General features: G+C 69.7%; 17 protein-coding genes. 9 read left to right on the top strand and 8 right to left on the bottom strand.

Annotated features, from left to right (window positions below):
- Nucleotides 1–247: 247 nt before the first annotated feature.
- Nucleotides 248–616: an IS3 family transposase gene (locus ACIBKX_RS37300; protein WP_363275735.1), complete on the top strand. Its 369-nt coding sequence runs from the start codon at nucleotides 248–250 to the stop codon at nucleotides 614–616.
- A 260-nt stretch (nucleotides 617–876) separates the two neighbouring features.
- Complete coding sequence (locus tag ACIBKX_RS37295) at nucleotides 877–1,206, top strand: hypothetical protein (protein ID WP_363275709.1); 330 nt, start codon at nucleotides 877–879, stop codon at nucleotides 1,204–1,206.
- A gap of 94 nt (nucleotides 1,207–1,300) precedes the next feature.
- Here ACIBKX_RS37295 and ACIBKX_RS37290 read toward each other — a convergent pair whose 3' ends face one another.
- From ACIBKX_RS37290 to ACIBKX_RS37275, 4 genes are all read right to left on the bottom strand, one after another.
- Entirely contained in the window at nucleotides 1,301–1,981 is a 681-nt protein-coding gene (locus ACIBKX_RS37290; protein ID WP_363275708.1) for a DUF5825 family protein, read from the bottom strand.
- Nucleotides 1,982–2,016: 35 nt separating this feature from the next.
- Nucleotides 2,017–4,011 (bottom strand): RiPP maturation radical SAM C-methyltransferase, encoded by a 1,995-nt coding sequence (locus ACIBKX_RS37285; protein ID WP_363275707.1) that lies wholly within the window; start codon nucleotides 4,009–4,011, stop codon nucleotides 2,017–2,019.
- A 321-nt stretch (nucleotides 4,012–4,332) separates the two neighbouring features.
- Nucleotides 4,333–6,219, bottom strand: a complete 1,887-nt coding sequence (locus ACIBKX_RS37280) for a prolyl oligopeptidase family serine peptidase (protein WP_363275734.1) — start codon at nucleotides 6,217–6,219, stop codon at nucleotides 4,333–4,335.
- 7 nt (nucleotides 6,220–6,226) lie between these two features.
- On the bottom strand, nucleotides 6,227–7,516 hold the full coding sequence (locus ACIBKX_RS37275) for an MFS transporter (protein WP_363275706.1): 1,290 nt from the start codon (nucleotides 7,514–7,516) through the stop codon (nucleotides 6,227–6,229).
- 249 nt (nucleotides 7,517–7,765) lie between these two features.
- Between ACIBKX_RS37275 and ACIBKX_RS37270 the strand changes: the two genes are divergently transcribed.
- The gene (locus tag ACIBKX_RS37270) at nucleotides 7,766–10,618 is read left to right on the top strand and encodes a BTAD domain-containing putative transcriptional regulator (RefSeq protein ID WP_363275705.1); all 2,853 of its coding nucleotides are present in this window, start codon (nucleotides 7,766–7,768) and stop codon (nucleotides 10,616–10,618) included.
- Between the two features lie 215 nt (nucleotides 10,619–10,833).
- Nucleotides 10,834–11,157, top strand: a complete 324-nt coding sequence (locus ACIBKX_RS37265) for an STAS domain-containing protein (protein WP_363275704.1) — start codon at nucleotides 10,834–10,836, stop codon at nucleotides 11,155–11,157.
- A gap of 166 nt (nucleotides 11,158–11,323) precedes the next feature.
- Here the strand turns inward: ACIBKX_RS37265 and ACIBKX_RS37260 are convergent, their stop codons facing one another.
- The gene (locus ACIBKX_RS37260; protein ID WP_363275703.1) at nucleotides 11,324–12,604 is read right to left on the bottom strand and encodes a nucleotide sugar dehydrogenase; all 1,281 of its coding nucleotides are present in this window, start codon (nucleotides 12,602–12,604) and stop codon (nucleotides 11,324–11,326) included.
- A gap of 251 nt (nucleotides 12,605–12,855) precedes the next feature.
- Here ACIBKX_RS37260 and ACIBKX_RS37255 point away from each other — a divergent pair, with 251 nt between their 5' ends.
- Together ACIBKX_RS37255 and ACIBKX_RS37250 are read left to right on the top strand one after the other, a co-directional pair.
- Entirely contained in the window at nucleotides 12,856–13,929 is a 1,074-nt protein-coding gene (locus tag ACIBKX_RS37255) for an NAD-dependent epimerase/dehydratase family protein (protein WP_363275733.1), read from the top strand.
- A gap of 38 nt (nucleotides 13,930–13,967) precedes the next feature.
- Complete coding sequence (locus ACIBKX_RS37250; RefSeq protein ID WP_363275702.1) at nucleotides 13,968–15,011, top strand: MraY family glycosyltransferase; 1,044 nt, start codon at nucleotides 13,968–13,970, stop codon at nucleotides 15,009–15,011.
- 104 nt (nucleotides 15,012–15,115) lie between these two features.
- Here the strand turns inward: ACIBKX_RS37250 and ACIBKX_RS37245 are convergent, their stop codons facing one another.
- Both ACIBKX_RS37245 and ACIBKX_RS37240 read right to left on the bottom strand, forming a co-directional pair.
- Nucleotides 15,116–16,090 carry an NAD-dependent epimerase/dehydratase family protein gene (locus ACIBKX_RS37245; protein ID WP_363275701.1) on the bottom strand — a complete coding sequence of 325 codons (975 nt, stop codon included), beginning with the start codon at nucleotides 16,088–16,090 and terminating at the stop codon, nucleotides 15,116–15,118.
- On the bottom strand, nucleotides 16,087–17,223 hold the full coding sequence (locus ACIBKX_RS37240; protein ID WP_363275700.1) for a glycosyltransferase: 1,137 nt from the start codon (nucleotides 17,221–17,223) through the stop codon (nucleotides 16,087–16,089). The genes ACIBKX_RS37245 and ACIBKX_RS37240 overlap by 4 nt, the downstream gene beginning before the upstream one ends.
- Nucleotides 17,224–17,353: 130 nt before the next feature.
- Here ACIBKX_RS37240 and ACIBKX_RS37235 point away from each other — a divergent pair, with 130 nt between their 5' ends.
- The 3 genes from ACIBKX_RS37235 to ACIBKX_RS37225 are packed head-to-tail and all read left to right on the top strand — an operon-like array spanning nucleotide 17,354 to nucleotide 21,715.
- The gene (locus ACIBKX_RS37235) at nucleotides 17,354–18,535 is read left to right on the top strand and encodes a glycosyltransferase (RefSeq protein WP_399377079.1); all 1,182 of its coding nucleotides are present in this window, start codon (nucleotides 17,354–17,356) and stop codon (nucleotides 18,533–18,535) included.
- Nucleotides 18,523–20,442, top strand: a complete 1,920-nt coding sequence (gene asnB / locus ACIBKX_RS37230) for an asparagine synthase (glutamine-hydrolyzing) (RefSeq protein ID WP_363275698.1) — start codon at nucleotides 18,523–18,525, stop codon at nucleotides 20,440–20,442. The genes ACIBKX_RS37235 and asnB overlap by 13 nt, the downstream gene beginning before the upstream one ends.
- The gene (locus ACIBKX_RS37225) at nucleotides 20,435–21,715 is read left to right on the top strand and encodes a polysaccharide biosynthesis C-terminal domain-containing protein (RefSeq protein ID WP_363275697.1); all 1,281 of its coding nucleotides are present in this window, start codon (nucleotides 20,435–20,437) and stop codon (nucleotides 21,713–21,715) included. Before asnB ends, ACIBKX_RS37225 begins: the two co-directional genes overlap by 8 nt.
- Nucleotides 21,716–21,755: 40 nt before the next feature.
- On the opposite strand, the gene ACIBKX_RS37220 is transcribed toward ACIBKX_RS37225, so the two are convergent.
- Nucleotides 21,756–22,586 (bottom strand): class I SAM-dependent methyltransferase, encoded by an 831-nt coding sequence (locus tag ACIBKX_RS37220; RefSeq protein ID WP_363275696.1) that lies wholly within the window; start codon nucleotides 22,584–22,586, stop codon nucleotides 21,756–21,758.
- Nucleotides 22,587–22,619: the final 33 nt, after the last annotated feature.

Genomic DNA, 22,619 nt, shown 5'->3' with positions numbered 1-22,619 from the left:
CCTGGGGGCGAACACCGGGTTTCATACGACGAGTGACAGAGTATGTGTCGTGATCGGTTGCTTTTCGAAGTCGCTTGGTGTGTGGTAGCAGAGCGCGGAGTGGCGACGGCGCTGGTTGTAGAACGAAAGTCGGCCGAAAAGCTCGTGCCGGTCTGCGCCTTTGAGATCCAGCGGCGTCCGTGGATCATTTTGCGCCTGAGGCCGTGGAAAACGACTCGGCGAGGGCATTTGAAGATTCCCCTTGATCGTGGACACCTGGAACCTGACGTTTCCAGAGGACGCAGTGCCAGGTGGGAAATATGTAGACGACGCCGTACTCGGAGGAGTACGAGAGCGACGTGTTCCGCGCGTCACCGCCGAACTGCGCCGCCAGCGACGGGTGGTAAACCGCAAACGGGTCGAGCGGATCATGTGCGAGTACGGCATCGCTGGGAACAGCTGGCTCGTCGGCCGCCGCAGCCCGACCAAGGCCGACCACCAGGTCTACAACAGGTGCCGCCTGCGCAAACACGTCCACTGGGGCTACTTCAACCCCACGAAACTCGCCGGCGCCATCAGCAAGACAAGGCCCTCGCTGCATAAGGGAACTGCGTCCAGGAACAGGGGAACCTCATGACGGTGCACAGGGTGGTTGTCCTTCAGGTAGTCCCGGACGCCATCCACTGAGGAGAACATCCCGCAGCGGGTACAGTCCCGGCGAGCCGAGCAGTCTGGGGAGGCCGCGGTGATCACACAGCGTGGTGCCGACCGCGCCAGGGCTCGCGAACTGGAGCACACAAGGCAACTTCAGCGAGATGAACGCGAGTACGCACTCACCAGGCTCGGCTTGAGGCGCGGCGTACGTGCTACGCCGCTCTCAGTGCCGGTACTCGCGACTTGGCCAATGTGATGACGAAGGTCCTCCACGCCCTGGAGAAGGGCGCGATGACAGGGGAGCTGCGGTCAGATCTGGACCGGACGCGCCGCGACCACCGCTCGCGCCATGCCGAGGCTCAGATGGTTCTGCCCGACGTGGTGGCGGAGGAAGCCAGCATTGTGAACCGCCATCTTGGCGATCTGTACGGCCTGTTGATGCGCCTCGACGGAGGCACTGCCCAGCAGGGAGAGGACGTGGAGGCCGCCTGGGAGAGCTTGAACAAGCTGTGGGATCCCCTCTGGGAAATGCGCCGTGTCATGCGTGTCGACCTCGGGATTGGGATCTCATGATCCACCGCCCGGCCGGAGTGCGAGGCCCGCCCCCTCACCGTCGTGCCCGCTGCCGGGGGGAGGGGGGCGGCTGCTGTACGACCCGCCCCGACCGCTACACGGCGAACGACGGCCACGGCCACCGGTGCACCCGGTACGGCAGCCACCAGGCGAGGTTGCCGGCCCGTCCGGCGAGGCTCTCGCCGACCAGGTCGTCGAGCACCTGGGACGGTACGTCCTCGGCCGGGCAGCCTGCCGACAGCTTCTCCACGGCCTGGAGGTAGGCGGGGTCGTGGAGGGTGAAGCGGAGCAGCGAGCCGCCGGTGCGCCGGTCGCGGACCTGGATGAAGCCGGGGCCCTTGCGGTAGATGCACTTGCAGAGGTAGAAGGTCTCCTTCCACTGCTGTCGGATGTCGTCCGCGTCCGGGGTGTCGAGGACGGTGCGCGGCGGATACAGGTGGTTGAGCGAGCGCCAGATCTCGGGGTCCGCGCCGAGCGAGATCTCCCAGTCGACCACCAGGCCCCAGCTTGTGAGTTCGGCGACGAGGAGCATGGTGGTGACGATGGAGCGGGCGCCGGTGGCGCCGGACAGGTCGGCGGGCCGGTCGAGCGCGACCCGCCGGGTGCCGCTCCGGTAGAGGTCGGCCGCGAGTGTGGCCGGCCACGGGCCCGTGGGATCCGCCGCGATCCGGGTTGCGGGGTCCATCCAGGGCAGTTGCAGTACCTCCTCGTCGTGGTCGCGCCAGGTGGTCAGGGAGAGGGGAGTGGTCGTCGTTGTGGTCGTAGTTGTGGGCATGAGCGTGCTCCTTGGGTCCGCTGTGGGCGTCCGGGTCAGGCGGCCGGCGTCGGGGCTGGTGCCGGTGTCCGATTCGGTGCCGTGCCTGTGGTCCCGGCCGGGGCCTCCTCGTACGCCTCGGTCGTCGCGGACGTGTCATCGGGGGAGTCCCCGTCCGAGGTGCCCTTGCGCCGGGTGTCGAAGATGCGCTCGAAGCGCAGCAGTTCCTGGTTGTTGGCGAACGGCGCGATGTGCACCCACTGCCCGGCGTCGGTGAAGACGATGCCGAGCCGCAACCACTCCTCCAGAAGCGCGTCCACCCTGGCCTCGGTGGCGTCGCCGCCGAGTTTGCGGACCAGGCCCGGCACGTGGTGCGGCTGGTCGAGCAGCCGGAACACGGCGACCTCCAACGGGTCGTGCAGGGTCAGCGTGGTCCAGTCGAAGTCCTTGCGGCGGCTGATCAGCACGATGCGGTCGTCGAGGTCGATCATGCTGAGCCGGCACTGCACGTGCTCCTCCTGCCAGCGTGCACCGGCCGCCTTGAGCGCGTCGCTGGTCTCCTCGTCGATGCCCTGGTGCGGCGCGGTGAACAGATAGCCGAAGTCGAGGAACTCCGATTCGGGCAGGTCGTAGTTGCGCCGGTACTGGGCATCGGGCTTGAGCGGATGGAAGCCCATGGCGGGGTTGTTGAAGTTGGGGCTGAACCGTTCGGTGACGATCCTGGCCACGCCCTCCATCGGTGCCAGGTGGTGCAGGGCCGGGAACTGCTCGATGATCGGCAGGTAGTCTTCCGGCCGTTCGCCGGTGAAGCCGTAGAGGTAGTTCCACGACACCGACTGGCCGACCGTCTCGGCGTCGCGCAGCATCCGGATGTTCAGACAGCCGGTGACGCCCTTGTCCATCAGCTTCAGGACCCGGCTGTTGAGGCTCTCGATGCCGGGCTGCACATTGACGAGGCCCGCCCGGTAGAGGGTTTCGAGCTGCTCGCGGCGGAGGTTCGACTTGATCTCGTACTGGAGTCGCATGTCGTACCCGGACTCGTGCAGCCTCGGCAGCACCGAGGACAGGTACCGCATGTCGAGGATGTTGTCGACGACGTACATGTCGAGCACCTGGTGCCGCTCGACCTGCCGCACGATCTCTGCGTAGAAGTCGTCGGGGCTCTTGCTGCGGAATTCCATGGACGAGCCGTTGAGACCACAGAACGTGCAGTGGTGCTTCTCGCCCCACCAGCAGCCGCGCGAGCCCTCGACCACGAGTTTCGGCTCGACCCAGTCACGCGCCGACGATGCTTCGAGGCGGGCGAAGTAGCCGTCGTAGTCCGGCGAGACGATCTCGGCGGGCCGCAGCGGGCGGGTGCTCATGGCGTTGACGACGATGCCGTGCGTGCCGCGCCAGCAGAGGCCGGGTATCTCGGCGAGGGCCGCCGGATCGGGGCGTTCCTTGTCGAGTGCGTGCAGCAGCGCGGGGAAGGAGTGCTCGCCCTCGCCGCGTACCACGGAGTCCACGAAGGGGAAGTTGCGGTGCAGCGCCTCGCCTTGGGGTCCGTCGCAGTTGGCTCCTCCGAAGACGATGTGTGTCGCGGGGGCCGCGTTCTTGATGGCTCGGGCGGTGGCCAGCGCGGCGGTGTTCTGCTGGAAGGTGGAGGTGAAGCCGACCAGGTCGGGTTCGAGGGCGAGGATGCGCGAGGTCAGCGCGGCAATGAACTCCGGGGCCTCCCGGTGCAGTTCGATGCTGAGCTCGCGGTCCGCGTCCTCCAGCGGGATCTCCTCGGTCATCTCGGCGATCCGCCATTCGGGATCGTCGTAGAGGGCAGAGGAGAACACCCAGTCGCCGAGACCGCTGAAGTAGCTGTCCAGGGCGAGCAGGTTGAAGTCGGCGAGGGTGAACTTGCGGCGTTCGGTGAGCCAGTCGACGTAGTCGAGATTGCCGTGTACGACGGTGACCTGCGCGTCGGGAAGGGTGTTCGCGGCCGTACGGCGCAGGATGCCGGTCGCGAGGGACGGGACGTCGATGAGGGCCCAGGGCATGTTGACGATGACGATGTTCACGTGGATTCCCGGCCTTTCGAGGCATGCGGGACTTGCGGTGTGAGGGTTCTGCGCTCTACGGCGGGTGGGACGGCCGGGGCGGCCGGCATGTGGCAGCCGTCCCGGCGTCCCCATGGAGGCATCAGGCGTCAGACGTGAGACGTCAGGACTCAGGCGCTGACGATGATGACGATGACCGGTCGGTTGGCCCGTGCCTGGTTCTTCAGGTCGAGCGGATCGTTGTGGACGATGGTCTTCCGCATGTAGTTCACCCCCTTCCCGCGTGGGTACGGTCGGCCGCCGGACCCGCGTCGCGCGCGGGTCGGCGGGGTCGACGGGCGCTCACTGCGCCTCCGCCGCCACCCGGCCGCCAAGGGCGGCGCCGAGGAAGGTCACGACCCTGATCAGAGTGGTCGCCTGCGACTGGATCGCCCGGCTGTCGTGCCCGGTGTCCAGTTCGAGCAGCTCCGGCTCGGTGCCGTGCACGCGCAGTGCGTCCGCGTAGGCCACGATCTGCTCCGGCGGGCACTTCGCGTCGTTCGCCCCGGCGACGAGCAGGACCGGCGCGCGTACCTGGGCGGCGTACGTCATGGGTGACGACTCGGCGTAGCGGTGCGGCACTTCGTCGGGCGTCCCGCCGAACAGCCGGGTGTCCAGGGACCGCAGCGCCGAGGTGCCCGCGCGGAAGGCGGCGAAAGTGTCGGCGATCGGGTGCACGGCCGCGCTGGCACGCCACAGCTCGGGCTGGGTACCTAGGGCCAGCAGGGTCAGATAGCCGCCCCACGACCAGCCGGCCAGCGCGGTGCGCTCCGGGTCCGCGAGGCCCGCCCGCACCAGGTCGGCGCGGACCGCCGCCAGGTCGGCGACCTGCGTCAGGCCCACCCCGTCGTCGAAGGCGTTGCGCCAGGCGGGCCCGTAGCCCGTGGAGCCGCGGTAGTTGACGCGCGCGACGGCGAACCCGGCGGCGGTCAGCAGGCTGACCGTCGGGTCGTACGCGTCACGGTCCGACTCGAAGGGACCGCCGTGCACCAGGAAGACGGTCGGCCACGGCCGCGCGGGGCGGACCGGGGTGGAGAACAGCGTGTGGACCGGGCCGCCGGGGCCGGGCGTCCACCGGTCGGTGACCGTCACCGGGGGGCCCGCCGCGACCGCCTGCTCCCTGGGAGGCCTGTGCCCCGATGACGTACGGAGTACCGGTGGTGTCGCGGTGTCCGTCCAGATGTAGTGGAGGTCGCCGCCCGGTCCGGTCCGTCCACCGGTGTCGTCGGTGCCCGATCCGGTTCCTCCGCCGGTACCGTCAGCGCCCGGCCCGGTCCCTCCACCGGCACCACCGGCACCACCGGCGACCGGCTGCATCCGTGCGTCGAGCACCGAGCCCGGTGGCGTCGCCAGCGGGGTCCGGGATCGCCGCAGCAGGTCCACGGCGGCCAGCGTGGAGCGGCCGTGCCGGTCCTGGCGTACCAGGATCCGCCCGTCGGGGCACCAGCTCGCCGAGATCTCGGTGTCGAACCGGCACCACCCGGCGATCCGCAGACCGCCCGCGAGCGACCAGGTCCCCAACTGATAGCCCCCGTCCCGCTCCACCATCAAAAGCAGTCGGGGCGGCCCCTGGTCTGGGCCGAACCCCAGCGCCCACAGCGGGTGCCGGGTCCCCGACAGCGTGGCGACGGGGCGGCCGGTGCGGTCGAGTACCCGTACCGCGGCCGGGTCCGTCGGCTCGCTGCAGAGCGCGAGCAGCGTGCCGTCGACGGACAGGTCGACCAGCTCGCCGTACCCGGCACCGGCCAGGTCGACCAGCTCAACCTGCCCGTCACCGTCCAGGAGCGTGCGTACCTCTCCCTCGGGCGAGCGCAGGTGGAGCGACAGGCCGTCCGGGCCGAGCAGACCCACGGCGGCGGTGCCGTCGGCGGCCATCGCGAGCCCGCCGTGCGCGCCGGGCGGGACGCCGGGTAGCGCGGGCGTATCCGCGCCGCCCTCCCAGGGCTGCAGCATCCAGCGGCCGTCGCCCGTCGGACCGTCCTCGAACCACCAGATGTTCTGGCCCCGAGGGTCCACGTCGGCTACGTCGGTGCCGAGCCCGGGACGGTCGGTGACCTGCCGGACCGTGCCCTGTGCCAGATCCCAGGCGAAGACCTCGCAGCGGTCGTCCGCCTCGCCCGCGAAGCAGCCCCGGTCCGGGGCCAGTTCGGCGATCGCGGGCAACGGCGCAGGGGCGACGCGCAACTGCATCTCCACCTCAGTCTCCTCGGCTCGGTGCGCTCGGTGGGGTCGGCGCGGTCGATACGGGTTCCGCGGGCACCGCGTCATGCGGCCCCGCCCGGTCCAGATGGCGGCGTCCGACATGCGTGTACAGGGCCAGAACGGAGAGGCAGCCGGCGAGCACCCAGCCGACCGCCGCCGGTTCGAGCAGGCCCATCAGCAGGCCCGCGGTCGCCGGCGCGGCGAGCTGCAGCGCATTGGCGGTGCCGGCCATGACGGACCCGGTGCGGCCCTGGAGTTCGGGCGGGATGACCGCGATCGCACGGGTCTGGAACAGCACGCTGAGCACCGGACCGATGAACAGGGCCGTCCCGAACAGGGCCCCGTACATCCACAGCGACCCCACCATCCCCAGCGGGGCGACCAGCGCCACCATCGCCCAGGAACAGCCCGCGATCAGCGTGCCCGGGGACACCCGGCGCAGTATCCACGGCGTCACCAGCGCGCCGACGAGACCGCAACCGCCGGCCAGGCTCAGCATCAGACCGACGGACGAGGCCGAGGCCCCGTCAAGGCGGGACGCGATGAGCACGAAGTAGTAGACGGCGGTGAACACCGCGTTCACCCCTGCCCCCCAGACCAGTGCGAACCGCAGGAAGGGATGCCGCCACAGGAAGCGCAGCCCCTCCTCGGCCGACGTGCGGAACGACTCTGTGGGGCCGGGCCGTTCGGGCGCCGACAGCTCGGTCCTGATCGACCGTACGCACAGTGCCGCCCCGACATAGGACAGCGCGTTGGCGGCGAACGGCGCCCACCGGGCGAGCTGGTAGAGCACCCCGCCGACGAGCGGGCCGAGCAGTGCCGCACCTTGGTCCCTGGCCTGGAGCGCCGCGATGGCCCCGCTCGGGTCCTTCGGCGGCAGGATCGCGCGGATCGCCCCGCGCGCGGCGGCGGCGTAGGTCGCCGCCGCCCCGCTCTCCAGGACGGTCACGGCGAACAGCAGCGGCAGTGTCACGGCATCGGCGACCACGGCCGCGGTGAGCACGCCGAACGCGACGAACGAGACGGCGGCCGATACCAGCATGATCCGCCGCCGCGACCGGCGATCGGCGACCACCCCGGCGACCGGGCCGACCATGGTCTCCATGGCGACCGCGACCGTGCCGAGCAGCCCCGCCGCCGCAGGACTCCCGCCGACCGTCAACACCAGGAGAACCAGGACGAGTTCGGCCGCGTGCGAGCCGAGCCGGTCCGTGGCACCCGCCAGCCAGTACAGCCGGAAGTCGCGCCGCCGCGTGGTGGCCGCGTCCATGTTCGGCTTGCTCAACGGAGCCCCCGTCCTCAGCACGCTCGCCGCACACCCCGTGCGGCGATGGCCCGGCTGGACGGCGTCTGCGCCCTCGCGATGACCCGGCGTACGCCTTCCGGCTCGTGCCGCGCATCACTGTGTCCGGGACGCCGAGGGGAAACCTTGCAGAATCCTTGAATCGGCCGTGAGCAGCCGGTACGACGGGAGGGCGGTGTCCGCGGCTCCGAGGGAGAGCGGTGTCCGTGGCTCCGGGGGAGAGCGGTCAGTATGACGGTGGAGTTCGGTCTGCTGGGCAGCATCGAGGCACGCATCGACGGAAGGCCCGCCCCGCTGGGCCACGCCCGCCAGAGAGCGGTCCTCGCCGCGCTTCTCGTGGACGTCAACCAGCCGGTGACCATGGGCCAGTTGACCGAAAGGGTGTGGGGGGACCGGCTGCCCCGACAGGCCCGCGCCACCTTGCACGGATACGTCTCACGGCTCCGCCAGGCCCTGGCCGCCACCGGCGAGGCGGGCATCAGCCGCGGCAGCGGTGGCTACGTCCTCACCGCGTCCGACACGACCACCGTGGACCTGCACCTCTTCCGCGCACTGCTCGCCGAGGCCCGTGCCGCCGAGGACGGCGGGCGCTCCGTCGACCTGTACGAACAGGCGCTGCGACTGTGGCGCGCGGAGGCCTTCGCCACCCTCGACACCCCATGGATCAACGCTCTGCGCGACACCCTGGATCAGGAGCGGTTCGCCGCCCAACTCGACCTGGACGACATCAGGTTGAGCCTCGGACAGCATGCGGCGCTGCTGCCCCAGCTGGCGGCCAGGGCCGCCGCCCACCCCCTGGACGAGCGGCTGGCCGGGCAGATGATGACCGCCCTGCACCGCTGCGGCCGGGCGGCCGACGCACTGGACCACTACCAGCGCACGCGGCACCGATTACGCGGGGAGCTGGGCATCGAACCGGCTCCCGCCCTCCGCGAGATCCAGGCCGCCGTCCTGCGCCAGGACGCCCCGCCCCGGCCCTCGGCCACCGTCAGACCCCACACACCACCGGCCCAACTCCCGCTGTCGGTAGCCGCGTTCACCGGACGCGATCTCGAAATCGCCCGCCTCGACAGCCTCCTGAACGGCGGTGCATGGGACCCGGCACCGACTTCGGTGGTCATCTCGGCGGTGGAGGGCACCGCCGGAGTCGGCAAGACCGCACTCGCCGTGCACTGGGCCCACCGGGTCCGCGACGCCTTCCCCGACGGGCAGCTCTACGTCAACCTGCGCGGCTTCGACCCAGGAGGCGCGCCGGTCAGCCCGGAGGAGGCCCTGCGCGGGTTCCTCGGCGCACTGGGGATGCCGCCGGGCCACATACCGGCCGGACTCGAGGCGCAGACCGGCCTCTTCCGTACGCTGATGGCGGACCACCGGGTCCTGATCCTCCTCGACAACGCCCGCGACGCCGACCAAGTCCGCCCCCTGCTGCCCGGCGCCCCCGGCTGCCTCACCCTCGTCACCAGCCGCAACAGACTCACCAGCCTCGCCGCGGCCGAAGGCGCCCACCTCCTCACCGTCGACCTGCTGACCCCCGGTCAGGCCCAGGACCTGCTCACCGGACGCCTCGGCGCACGCCGGGTCGCGGCCGAACCCGACGCCGTGCAGGAGATCGTCGCCCGGTGCGCGGGCCTGCCGCTGGCCCTCGCCGTGGTGGCCGCCCGCGCCGCCGCCCAGCCCAGCTTCCCGCTCGCCCTGCTCGCCGAGGAACTGCGCCGGGACGGCAGCCGCCTCGACGCCCTGGACGGCGGCGACCCCGCCTCACAACTGCGCGCGGTGTTCTCGTGGTCGTACCGCATGCTCAGTCCCGACACCGCCCGGATGTTCCGGCTGCTCGGTCTGCACCCCGGACCGGACGTGGCGACACCCGCCGCCGCGGCTATCGCCCACGTCACGAAGCCGCACGCCCGCGCCCTGCTCACCGAGCTGACCCGCGCCCACCTGCTCACCGAACACACCCCGGGCAGACACGCCTTCCACGACCTGCTGCGCGCCTACGCCATCGAACTGGCCCGCGCCCACGACCGGGACCGCCGCGAGGCCACCCACCGCATGCTCGACCACTACCTGCACACCGCCCGCACCGCCGACGCGCTGCTCACGCCCCAGCCCCACCCCATCGAGCTGCCGCCCGCGCGGCCGGGCGCCGCACCCCAGGAGCACGCCGACCACGAGGAGTCCCTCACCTGGTTCACCGCCGAACACCGGGTGCTGGTCGCCGCCGTGGAGCAGGCCCTCGACGACGGATTCGGGCCGCACGCCTGGCGGCTCGCCTCGACGCTCACCACGTTCCTGGACCGACAGGGCTACTGGCAGGAGCTCGCCGCCACCCAGGCCACCGCCCTCGAAGCCGCCCGCCGCCAGGGCGACGTGGCAGGACAGGCCTACGCACACCGCGGCCTCGGCCTGGCCCACGACCGCCTGGACCGCCCCGAGGACGCCCGCGCCCACTACCTGCGCGCCCTGGACTTGTTCGGCGACCTCGGCAACCGCGCCGGACAGGCCCGCACCCACCAGCACCTCTCCCGGATGTCCGAGTCCTGCGGTCACCGCCAACAGGCCCTCGAACACGCCCACCACAGCCTGGAGCACTACCGGGCCGTCGACGACCCGGCCGGGCAGTCCGCGGCCCTCAACCACATCGGCTGGATCCTCGCCCAGCTCGGCGACCACCAGCAGGCCCTGGAACACTGCCGCCGCGCCCTCGCCCTGGCCCAGCGGGTCGGCGACCTCAACGGGCAGGCCCACATCTGGGACAGCCTCGGCTACATCCACCGAAGACTCGACCAGTACGACCAGGCCGTCGGCCACTACCGCAAGGCCCTCGCCCTGTTCCACCAGTCCGGCGACCGCCACAGCGAAGCCACCGCGCTGGCCTGCCTAGGCGAGACCCACCGCGCCGCCGCCCACGCCGACGCCGCCCGCGAGGCCTGGATACGGGCGCTGCGGATCACCCACGAACTGGGCCTGCCCGACGCCGACCCGCTGCGCAACCGCATCCTCCACCTCCTTGGCCGACCGGGGAGTCCGGATCAGGGGCAGTCGCCGCTCGGCTCGAACAACTCCCAGGTTCCGTCGACGACGTAGGGAGAGCGGACCGGAGTTCGGGTCCAGCCGAGGACCGAGGTCGCCAGCACCCACCGCCGCCCCGCCGGCCATGGATACGCCGCGGAATAGTGCCTAACGTGGTTGCTCGGAGAGGAAAGGGATGATGTCGAGCCACCGGGCTTGCCCCGGCCTGTGCTGAGAGAAGGGGGGAACCTGGTGCGTAGCTGGCCCGCGGACTGTCAGGACACCCGGCCATGGACGGGTTGACGATCCACAAGAGTTCACCCGACGGCGCCGCCATCTCCACACTCGTCCTCGTCGGCGAGCTGGAGATCGTATCCATCGGCAAGTTCCGGGAGTTCGTCATTCAGGCCCTTGAGCGTGCCGACCGCCACCTGGAGCTTGACCTCTCAGGAATCACCCGGTGCGACGAGGGAAGCCTCTATGCCGTTCTCGGAATGTGCCAGGCCACGCACCATGCCGGAGGAAGCCTGGCCATCACCGCGGCCAGCACGCCCGTACGCGATGCGCTTCACCGCACCGGTCTGGACAGGGTGCTGACGATCCCGCACCCTTGATCGTCGTGCCGTAGCCCTCGGCCAGGACCGGGGCCCGGGTCACTTGGACCGTCCATTTCCGGAACGCAGATATTCTCGCCTTCTCGCAGAGGTCATCGCCACGGGGCATCGGCCGACGGCAATCCAGCTGCCTGCCCCACTGAAGTCTCTGCCAGGGGGGACGTCTTCACAGGACCTCGACGTGTTCGCCCCGGCAGCGGTTTCGGGTGTCGAGAACGTATTGCGCGGTCCGCTCGACGAGCGCGTAGTCGAAGGCGTCGTGGTCGGTGGCCAGGACGACCACGTCCGCCGCCCGGATCTCCTCCTCCGTCAGCTCCACGCAGGTGATGTCGAGGGGCAGCAGATGGGGTTCCGTGTGCGGCTCCACCGCCACGACATGCGCGCCGAGCTTGCGCAGCGACTGGGCGAGCATGACAGCCGGCGACTCGCGGATGTCGCCGGTGTTCTTCTTGTAGGCCAGGCCGAGTTGCAGGACCCGGGATCCCTTGACCGACTTGGCGCGTTCGTTCAGTCCCCGGGTGATCCGCGAGGTGACGTACGCGGGCATCTGGTCGTTCATCTCGTTGGCCAGTGAGATGAACCGGACGTCCTGCCGCAGCAGCCGCCTGACCTGCCAGGACAGATACGAGGGATCGACCGGAAGGCAGTGTCCGCCCACGCCGGGTCCGGGCCTGAAGGCCATGAAGCCGAACGGTTTGGTGGCGGCGGCCTCGATGGCCTCCCAGATGTCGGCCCCCAACTGCCGTGAGATCATCGCCATTTCGTTGACCATGGCGATGTTGACGTGCCGGAAGGTGTTCTCAAGCAGCTTCGTCAGTTCGGCGGTGCGGCATGAGGTGACCGGCACCGTGCGTTCCACGATGCGCGCGTAGAAGCGCTCGATGGTGCGCAGCGACGCGGGGTCGATCCCGGAGGTCACCTTCGGCGTGTTCTCGAGGCGCCACTCGGGGTTGCCGGGGTCGATGCGCTCGGGGCTGTATCCGAGGTGGAAGTCCACGCCCGCCTTCTTCCCGCTGCCCTCCTCCAGCAGTGGCCGCAGCAGGTACTCGGTGGTGCCCGGGTACGTGGTGGACTCCAGGACGACGGTGGCGCCATCCGTGATGTACGGGGCGATACTCCGGCCCGCGTTCTCCACGAAGCGCAGATCGGGCACGCCGTCACGCAGCGGGGTGGGTACGGTGATCACGCAGACGTCGAAGTCGGCGGCCCGGTCGTAGTCGGTGGTGGCCTCGTAGCGGCCGCTGTCCAGCGCGCCCAAGAGGAGCGTGCCGTCGACGTCCTCGATATAGGGATCGCCCGAGAGTAAGCGTTTCACGCGCAGTTCGTCGGTATCCACGCCGATCACGTGGAAACCGGCCTCCACCGCCCGCACGGCGAGCGGGAGTCCCACGTATCCCTGACCGACGATAACTAACTTCTCTTGCTTGTTCGGGTTGTGTTCCGTCATCACCGTGGCCTCCGGGCAGTAGCGTTCTCCGGGCCAATTGAGGCATATGCGTTGCGTAGAGTTCCGATTGGCGCGTCATGTCTCCCCGACGTCACTCCAATCGAGTATCAGGCGGCCCGTCGAGGTGGCTGGAGCGCATGCCGATGTTTCAATTTCCGCTATTTCTCTCATAGGTGGATGTTGGGCACGGTATGAAGATCGAGCTCTGTGAATTTTTTTCGACAATTTCCCACTGAACCGGAGTGGCCCGTATGGATCGTTGTCCGAAATACCTGGTCACCGGTGGAGCCGGCTTCATCGGCTCACACCTCGTGGACGCGCTGTTAGCCGAAGGAAAGGAGGTGGTGGTCCTCGACAACCTCGCCACCGGGCAACTGTCCAACCTCGCCCGGGCGCAGGAGCATCCGGGATTTCGATTCGTCCACGGTTCCGTCCTTGACGAGCTCCTGGTGGACGAGTTGGCGCGCGAGTGCGGCACCGTGGTCCATTTGGCCGCCGCCGTTGGGGTCAAACTCATCGTCGAGCAACCGCTGAAATCGTTCGTCACGAATATCAGGGGTACCGAGACCGTTCTCGAGGCGGCCCAACGCCACTCGCTGAGGGTTCTGTTGGCCAGCACATCGGAGATCTACGGCAAGAACTCCTCGGGACCGCTCAGCGAGACCTCCGACCGGATCCTGGGCAGTCCCTCAGTGGTCCGCTGGTCGTACAGCACGGCCAAGGCGGTCGACGAGATCTTCGCAAATCTCTACCACCAGGAGCGGGGCCTGCGGTCGACGATCGTCCGGTTCTTCAACACCGTTGGCCCCCGCCAGAGTCCGGCCTACGGGATGGTCATTCCGCGCCTCGTCCGGCAGGCGGTGTACGGTGAGCCGCTCACTGTGCACGCGACGGGTCAGCAACGGCGCTGCTTTCTCCATGTGGCCGACGCGGTCGCGGCGTTGATGCTCCTGCTGGAGCATCCAGGGGCGGAGGGCGGGACCTTCAACGTCGGTTCCGCCGAAGAGATCACCATCCGCGAGCTCGCCGAGCGTGTCATCGTCCAGGCAGCGAGCTCCTCCCCGGTGCAGTACGTGCCGTACACCGAGGCGTATGGATCGGGTTTCGAGGACATGCAACGCAGGGTCCCGGACACGACGAGGCTTCGTACGCTGACGGGGTGGCAGCCCCGGCGCGACCTCACCGACGTGCTCGGCGACGCCATCGCGGACGCGCGCGGCGAGATGAGCCGCAGGGTGGCGACGGGCCTGCCGGGCGGCAGGGGAGAGCTTCAGCCCGCGACCCCCCTGGGCGTCGTCGGAACCACGATCGCGGGCCCGTGTTAGGCCTGAGTCCCCTGCCGACGGTGGTTGCGGTCGGTTGCATGGCCTTGTTGCTCGGTGTGCTGCTTACGGAACCGCTGCGGCGTTTCGCTCTGCTCCATGGCATCACCGACGTGCCTGACAGCCGCAAGGGCCATGCCCGGCCGACTCCGTACCTCGGCGGGATCGCGGTCGCCGTCGTCACTCTCGCTGCCGGAGCCGTCGCGGCGTTGTCCGGCGGTGTCGGGAATCCAGGCCTCGCGGTGCTGCTCGGGGGTGCCGCGATCATGGCGGTGCTGGGGCTCGTCGACGACCTGCGCCCGCTGGGTGCGTTGCCTCGCATGGGCGTGGAGGGGGCGGCGGCTTCGGCAGTCGTGCTCGTCGGCGGGCATCCGACGGTCTTCGGCAGTGGTCTCGACGCTGTCCTCGCCGTCCTGTGGATCGTCTTCACCACCAACGCGTTCAATCTGCTGGACAACATGGACGGAGCGGCGGCGACGCTGTGTGCCGTCATCGGTGGATTCCTGTGCTGGCACGCGTGGTTGAGCGGACAGGCGGGGCTGGGAGTGGTCCTCTCGGCTCTCTGCGGTGCCTGTCTGGGGTTCCTCGTCCACAACTGGCACCCGGCAAGGATCTTCCTCGGTGACTCCGGGTCCCTTTTCATCGGGTTCACCCTGGCCTCCGCGGCCGTGGTGCTCCACAAGGACGCGGTCGGCCTCTCCGCGCCTGCCGGGCTGCTGGCCATGACGCTGGTGGCGACCGTGGACACCGCGCTGGTCATGCTCTCCCGATACCGGGAGGCGAGGCCGCTGCTGCTCGGAGGACAGGACCACGCGTCCCACCGGCTGCGGCGGATGGGCCTGACGGTGCGGCAGGCCGTCACGGTGCTGGGAGTGTTCGCGGGACTGGGCGGCCTGTGCGGTGTCCTTCTGGCGCAGGGGGTTCTGCAGCCGGGTCCGCTGTTCCTGGCGGCCGCCGTGGTCGTCGTCGCCGCGGTGGCGTTGTTGCTCCGGATTCCGTCCCGGTCGTTCCCGGCCACTTCCGTTGCCCTGCCGGTGGGAAGGACGGCGGACAGCGGCGAGCGTACGGCTGCCAGGATCACCTAGGGCGGACAGTCCGGCACAGCCGGATGAGGTGAGGGACGGTCGAAGGCGCGCCGCCCGGCATCAATGCCGGGCGGCGCGCCTTCGACTGCCGGGTGGGCCTGAGCTCACCCGACCGGGGCCGGTGACGGTGTGGCCGGTGTCATCGCGTACTGCGGAAGGTTCTGGAACCAGTGCACCGTTTGGGCCAGGCCTTCGTCGAGCGGCACCGGCGCGACGTTGGGGAACAGTTCGCGCAGCAGGTGGTCGGCTGCCTGTGAGTCCCGCACGTCTCCCCGCCGCGCGGGTTCGTGCACGACCTCCAGGGGTGCGTCCAGGACGGCTGCCAGGCGGTGGGCGAGATCGAGGACGGACACCCGGGTGCCGAAGGCCAGGTTCACCGGGTCGGTGGAGGTGACGCGCCGAAGGACGGCGTCGGCCAGCATCCGTGCGACCGTTCCCACGTAGGTGAAGTCGCGGGTCTGGTGGCCGTCGCCGAAGATCCTGAGCGGCTCACGGCGCAGCATGGCGTCGGTGAAGGCCGGCACCACCGCGGCGTACGCGTGGCCCGCGGGCTGCAGCGGTCCGTACACGTTGAAGAAGCGCAATGCGAGCGTCGGCAGGTCGAAGGCCGACCCATACGCGAGTACGTACGCTTCGGTCGCCAGTTTGCTCGCCGCGTACGGGCTGAGCGGGCGGGTCGCGAGCCCTTCGTGCTTGGGCAGGTCGGGTACGGACCCGTATACGGAGGACGACGATGCGGCGACCACGTGGGTACCGCGGGACCGGCAGGCTTCCAATACCCGAACGGTGCCGGTCGCGTTGACGTCGTGGCTGGCCAAGGGATCGGTCAGGGAGCGGGGCACGGAGGGGCGGGCGGCGAGGTGGACGACGGCGTCCGCCCGGCTGACCGTGGCGTCGAGCAGCTGGCGGTCCAGGATGCTTCCCTCGATCAACTCCACGTCCGTACCGGCGAGATTGGCCGCCGAGCCCGTGCTGAGGTCGTCGAGGGCGACGACGTCGTCGATGCCTGGCCGCGAGAGGAGTTCGCGGCACAGGTTAGCTCCGATGAAACCGGCGCCTCCGGTAACGACGATGTTCAACGATGACCACCTTTCGGTAAGGGCGCCGGCCACCATCCATGGGCAGCGGCGATCGAGGTGTACAGGTCGTGGATGTCGGTCACGAGGCGCTGCGCCCCGAACCGCTCTGCCGTCCAGGTGGTCGCACGCTCGCCCATCTGCCGGCGCAGCGGCTCGTCGTGCAGTAGCCGGACGGTGTGGCGGGCGAGTTCGGCGGCACTGGTGGAAGACAGGAATCCGGTCTCCCGGTCCCGCACGACCTCCGCGACGCTGCCCACGTTTGTGGCGACCGCGGGCACTCCCGCAAGGCCGGCTTCGATCAGGCTGAGCGGCATTCCCTCGTTGTCCGAGGTGAGCAGCACTACATCGGCCGCGGCGTACACGGTCTCCACGTCGGACCGCCAGCCGAGCAGACACAGCGCGGACCCCAGGCCGCTCGTCTCGGTGAGAGCGGCCTGCTCGCCGCCCTCCCCGCACACCGCGAACACGGCGTCCGGCACGGCGCGGCGCACCTCCCGGGCGACTTCCAGGAACCGGTCTGGCCGCTTGATCTGGGTCACTCGCCCGACGTACGCGACCACAGGGCCCTGTGCGGGCAGACCGAGGCGCCTGCGTGCCTCGGCGCGCTCCGGCGGTGGCGGGAGAGTCGTTCCGGGCGGAACGACCGCGTACTGCTGTGGTTGCCCGATGCCGGCGGCCAGGAGCTCGTCGCGGACACGTGCGCCCACCGACAGCAGACGGTCGCAGCGGCGTGCCAGCCTGCGCTCGGTGTGCACCACTAGGCGGGTCTTGAACGGGGAGAAGTACCCGTGCAGCAGGTGCCCGTGGAAGGTGTGCACCCGCGCGGGCACACCGGCCATCGCGGCTGCGACGCGTCCCAGCGTGCCGGCCTTGGCCGTGTGGGTGTGCACGATATGGGGTCTGAACCGCCGCATGGCCGCGGTGAGTTCGGCGAGCGCCCGCAGGTCGTCCGCGGGGCGGACCGCCCGGCCGAGTGCCGGGATGCGGGTGACCGGGACGTCGGGGGCGCAGTGGTCGATGTAGTCGGCCTCGTCCGGTCCCACCGTTCCGGCGAACAGGCGATGGTCGAAGCGTTCGGGGTCGAGCTTCCGCATCAATGTGGAGACCTGGAGGGCGGGTCCGCCGACGTTCATCCGCGCGATGACTCTTATCACCCTGACACGCGGGGGGCGTAAGTCCCCGGGGTGACCACCTGTGATCGACATGGAAAATACACTAAACCACGACATTCCAAATTTGAGCAGAATGGCGAGTGTGCCCTATATGCCGTTAAAAGAAGACGAGCTGGCGACGCGGTCCGGCACTCACTGGCGCCGACCCGGACCGACCCCCGACCGCGTCTGTCTGATGATCGGTCAGCTCGGACTGGGTGGGGCGGAGAAGCAGATCGCCCTGCTCGCCCGGGAGTTGAACGAGCGAGGCATCCGCACCGACCTGCTGGTCATGTTCCGCAGAGGACCGCGCGAAGCGGAAGTCCGGGGCTCCGGGGTCAAGATCGTGGACCTCGGATTTCAGGGCCGTCGGCCTCTGTTGAGGGGGCTGACGGCCAACGTACGGGCCTTTTGCCGGCTCGTCCGCTACCTGAGGCGGACCCGGCCCCAGATTCTCCAGGCGTTTCTGTTCCACTCCTACCTGACCGCCGCGCCCGCGGCCCGACTCGCCCGTGTGCCGGTCCTCGTGGCCGGACGGCGAAGCCTCGGCGACTACAAGAAGGATCACCACCTCGCGCTCGCCGCGGAGCGGCTGGCGACACGGTGGACGGACTCCGTGGTCGCCAACGCGCAGGCCGTGGCGGACGACGTCCGCCGGAACGAGGGCGTACCCGCCTCCAAGATCACGGTGATCCCCAACGGCATGCCCCCACGGGACTTCGAACAGGCGCCGGCGGCCGAGGTCGCGACCACTCTGCCGCTCGTCGTCTGCGTGGCGAACCTCGCCGCGCACAAGGGGCACCGATACCTCCTCGAGGCCTGTGCCCTGCTCCGCTCGAGAGGGCGCGACTGCACCCTCGTACTCATCGGGAACGGCCCGACACGCACAGCCTTGAAGGAGCAGGCCCAACGACTGGGAATCGACGCACGGTTCCTGGGCGCCCGCACCGATGTGGCGCGATTCCTGGCGCGAGCGGACGTGGTCGTCCTGCCCTCCCTCCACGAGGGATGCAGCAACGCCGTCATGGAGGCGCTCGCGGCGGGCAGGCCCGTGGTCGCCACCTCCGTGGGCGGCACGCCGGAACTGCTGCGCGGGCATGGCGTGCTGGTGCGCCCAGCGGACGCGGAAGCGCTCGCCAACGGCGTGCAGCACCTGCTCGAGAACCGGGAATTCGCCGAAGAGTTGGGGCGCCAAGGGCGTGCGTGGGCCCGCGCCAACCTCAGCGTGGAGGCGATGACGGACCGCTATGTCTCCCTGTACCGCGAACTCCTGGAGCGGCGATGTGCGGCGTAGCGGGAATCGTCTCCACCACGTCTCCGGACCCCGCGGTCGTGCGGGCGATGTGCGATCTGATCGTCCATCGCGGCCCGGACGGGGAGGGACTGCACAGCGACGGGCAGGCGGCACTGGGCATGCGACGGCTGGCCATCATCGACGTCGCCGGGGGCGACCAGCCCGTCTACAACGAGGACCGCAGCGTCGTCGCCGTGTTCAACGGCGAGATCTACAACTTCGCGGAACTCCGCACGGAGCTGCGGAACCTGGGACACAGGTTCCGCACGAACAGCGACAGCGAGTGCCTGGTCCACCTGTACGAGGAGCACGGCGACGAGCTGGTCCACCGGTTACGCGGCATGTTCGCCTTCGCCCTGTGGGACGCCAAGGAGCGGCGGCTGCTGCTCGCACGCGACCGCGTGGGCAAGAAGCCGCTGTACTACCGGCATGCCGAGGGCTCCCTGGCGTTCGCCTCCGAACTGAAGGCGCTGAGCGCCCTGCCCGGTCTCAGCCGCGATCTCGATCTGGTCGCCCTGCACCACTACCTCACCTACCAGTACGTCCCCGCGCCCTGGTCGATCCAACGCGGGGTCCGCAAGCTGCCGCCCGGCCATCTGCTCAGCTGGCAGGACGGACGGATGAGCGTACGGCGGTACTGGTCCCTGGACTTCACTCCCGGTCCCGAGATCAGCGAGCAGGAGGCCGTCGAACGGACCCGCGAACTGCTGCTTGACGCCACCAGGGTCCGGATGATCGCCGAGCGTCCCCTGGGAGCCTTCCTGTCCGGCGGAATCGACTCCTCCGCGGTCGTCGCCGCGATGGCGCGGTCGAGCGCAGAGCCCGTGAAGACGTTCTGCGTGGGCTTCGAGGACGCTCGGTACGACGAGCGGGAGCACGCCCGCGCGGTGGCAGAGCGGTACGGCACCGACCACCACGAGCTGGTGGTCGAGGCCTCCGCCCTGGCCGCGCTGCCGACGCTGACCTGGCACTTCGACGAACCGTTCGCCGATTCCTCCGCCATCCCCTCGTTCTTCGTGGCCCAACTGAGCCGCCGTCACGTCACCGTCGCACTCAATGGCGACGGGGGCGACGAGGCCTTCGGCGGGTACACGCGCTACGCCCTCATGGCCCGGGCCGGGCGGCTCAGGATTCCTGTCGGCGCACGTCCGGTCCTCGGCCGCTTGGGAGGCTCGCTCGTCCAGGGCGGTCCGGTCGGCTCGCGGCGGCGGCGCGCCGGACACGCGCTGCAGCTGCTGGGCCAGCCGCCGCACCGCCAATACGCCCGGCTCATGTCGTACTTCACCCCCGAGCAGAAGCACGCCCTTTACACCGACTGGATGCGTGAGGAACTGGCGGGAACCGACAGCTACGAACTGCTCGACCAGGCGTTTAGCGCGTCGCACGCCGCCGATCCGCTCAACCGGCTCATGGACGTCGACGTCAACACCTATCTGCCGGGCGACCTTCTGGTGAAGGTCGACATCACCACCATGGCCAACTCCCTGGAAGGACGCTCGCCCTTCCTCGACCACCGGCTGATGGATTGGGCGGCCGGATTGCCGGCCGGCCTCAAGGTCCGGGGCGGCACCACGAAGTACCTCCTGAAGAAGGCGCTGGAGGACTGGCTGCCCTACGACCTGTTGCACCGGCCGAAACAGGGGTTCGGAGTCCCGCTCGGAGACTGGTTGCGCACCGAGCTCAAGGAACTGGCCTGGGACGTCCTCACCGACCGGACGGCGAGCTCCCGGGGACTGTTCCGGCCCGAAGCCGTCAGGACGCTCCTGACCGAGCACGAGCAAGGGCAGAACCACGCCAGCCGCCTGTGGGCACTGATGCAGTTCGAGCTGTGGCACCGTCGGTTCGTCGACCAGCCCGTCGCCGCGCCCCCGGCCTCGCCGGCCACCGGAGTACACCGTCGTGGCTGACCGGGGCTCTCAGTTCCTGGGAATGCTGGGAGCCCGCACCGGCACGCTCGTCCTCGGCGCCTTCGCGAGCGTTGTCGTGGCGCGGTCGCTCGCCCCGGACGATCGCGGCACGTACTACATGGCGGTCACCGTGGCGAGTACCGCCATGGCACTGGGCCACCTGTCCGTGGAGCAGGCACAGACCGCCCTGTGGTCCGAGCGTTCGGTGCGCGCTTCGCTGCGGGCCAACAGCCTCCCGCTGGGCCTGCTCATCGGCACGGGAGCCGCACTACTGGCGGTCATGGCGGCCAACTGTCTCAGCGGCGCGGCCAACCTTCCGGACCTGTGGCTGCTGATCACGGCATGTGCGGGCGTGCCGCTGGGCGTGGGGGTGCTCTACGGTAGCAACATCGCGCTGCTGACAGGCCGGGCGGGCCTGTCGGGTACGGCGACGCTGCTGGGCGCGGTCGTCCAATGCGGGGCACTGGTGGCGCTCGGCCTCACCGGCCGGCTGACCGTGTACTGGGTGGTGGTCATCTGGGTGCTGTCCCTCGCCGTGCCGCTGCTCACGCTGGTGGCCGCCGGTGGATTCCCCGTCCGCCGGCCGGACTTCAAGGCCGCGCGGCTCACCTGTGCCAAGGGCCTGAAGCTGCATGCCGGTACGGCGGCGTCGTACGCGTTGCTCAGATCCGACCTGTTCCTCCTCAACGCGCTGAGCGGCCCCCACGCGGTCGGCATCTACTCGCTCGCGGTCACCTTGGCGGAGTGGGGTCGGCTCGTCATCGACGCGGTGTCACAGACCTCGCTGTCCCGCCAGTTCGCCGACAGCCAGGACCTGGCGGCGGCCGTCACCGCTCGCATCACCCGCACCATGGTCCTGCTGGTGGTCGGGTCGGCGGTGACGACCGTCGTGGTGACGTCCGCCCTGGTCACCCCCGTCTACGGACGTGCCTACGCGGACGTGGCCGGCATCGTCGCCCTGCTCGTGCCGGGTGTGCTGGTACTCGCCGGGAGCCGGCCGGCCGTCGCGTATCTGCTGCGCTGCCGGCCGGCACGCTTCACCGTTGTCCCGTCCCTGCTCGCGCTGCTGGTGAACGTCGCGCTGAACGTGCTGCTGATCCCGGTCTGGGGCGCCGCGGGCTGTGCGGTCGCGTCCACCCTCGCCTATGTCGCCCTGGCCGCAGTCCAGTTGGCCCTCTTCGTCCGGGTGTCCGGCACTCCCTGGCGGCGGCTGCTGCCAGGGGCCTCCGACCTTGCGGACATCGCGGTTGCGACGCGGGGCGCGCGGCGCTGAGGAGGGGGAGGCGAGGGCGGAAAGCGAGGCCGGGAAGGGTTCACAGACGGCGGAAGACGAACTCGTTGCAGCCGATCCCGCCCTTGCAGGTCTTCATGTGGCGCAGATGGAACCCGCGGTCCCGGCAGAAGCCGAACACCTGCTCCGGTGAGGCCACTTCGAAGGGGTAGCCGCCCACCCAGTCGACGAGGTCATGCCTGCGTGACATCCCCCGCGGCCGGGGCTCGGTCCGGACCTTGGATCCGGCTCCGCGTCGCATCAGCCCGGTCGCCACCCGCAAGGGAAGCCTTCTGCCGAGATAGAGCACACTGCCGACCAGCAGCAGGCGCCGCATCACCGGCCCGGACTCGTTGTACCGGCGTTTCACCGAGGTCCACATGTGGCTTTCCCCTCCCTGGTCGTTGTAGATCGACACGTACAGGGCGCCGTTCGGGGCGACCAGCCCGCAGGCGGCGTCCATCGCCTTCCATAAGGCACCCGTGTGGTGCAGCACCCCCCACGAGTAGACGATGTCGAACTGCCCGAGTTTCTTCACGAATCCGGCATCGAGAATGGAGGCGCACTCGATGTCCCATTCACTGTCCGGGGCGAACTCCTTGCGCACCTTCCGGGCGGCGGCCACCGAGTCGGGGTCGTAGTCGAAGGACCGGACGCGTGCCCCAAGGCGCAGGGCGGCGAGGGAGAACAGACCGCTGCCGCAGCCGATGTCGAGAAAGGTGCGCCCCGTCAGGTCCGTGGTCCCCAGGGCGTTTTCCAGGGACTTCTGGGCGCCGATGATGCGTTCCTCGTCGATGAGTTGCCCGAACTTCCGCCAGTTCTGGCCGAACGCGAATCGGCGGCCCTGGCTGATCTCGGTCTGGCAATCGACCACTGTTGTCTCCTTAGGACAAGCAGGCGGTGGGAT

Origin of the sequence: Streptomyces sp. NPDC050658, from assembly GCF_044457025.1 — a bacterium.
Lineage (GTDB): Bacteria > Actinomycetota > Actinomycetes > Streptomycetales > Streptomycetaceae > Streptomyces.
This window is presented reverse-complemented; position numbering and strand designations above follow the sequence as displayed.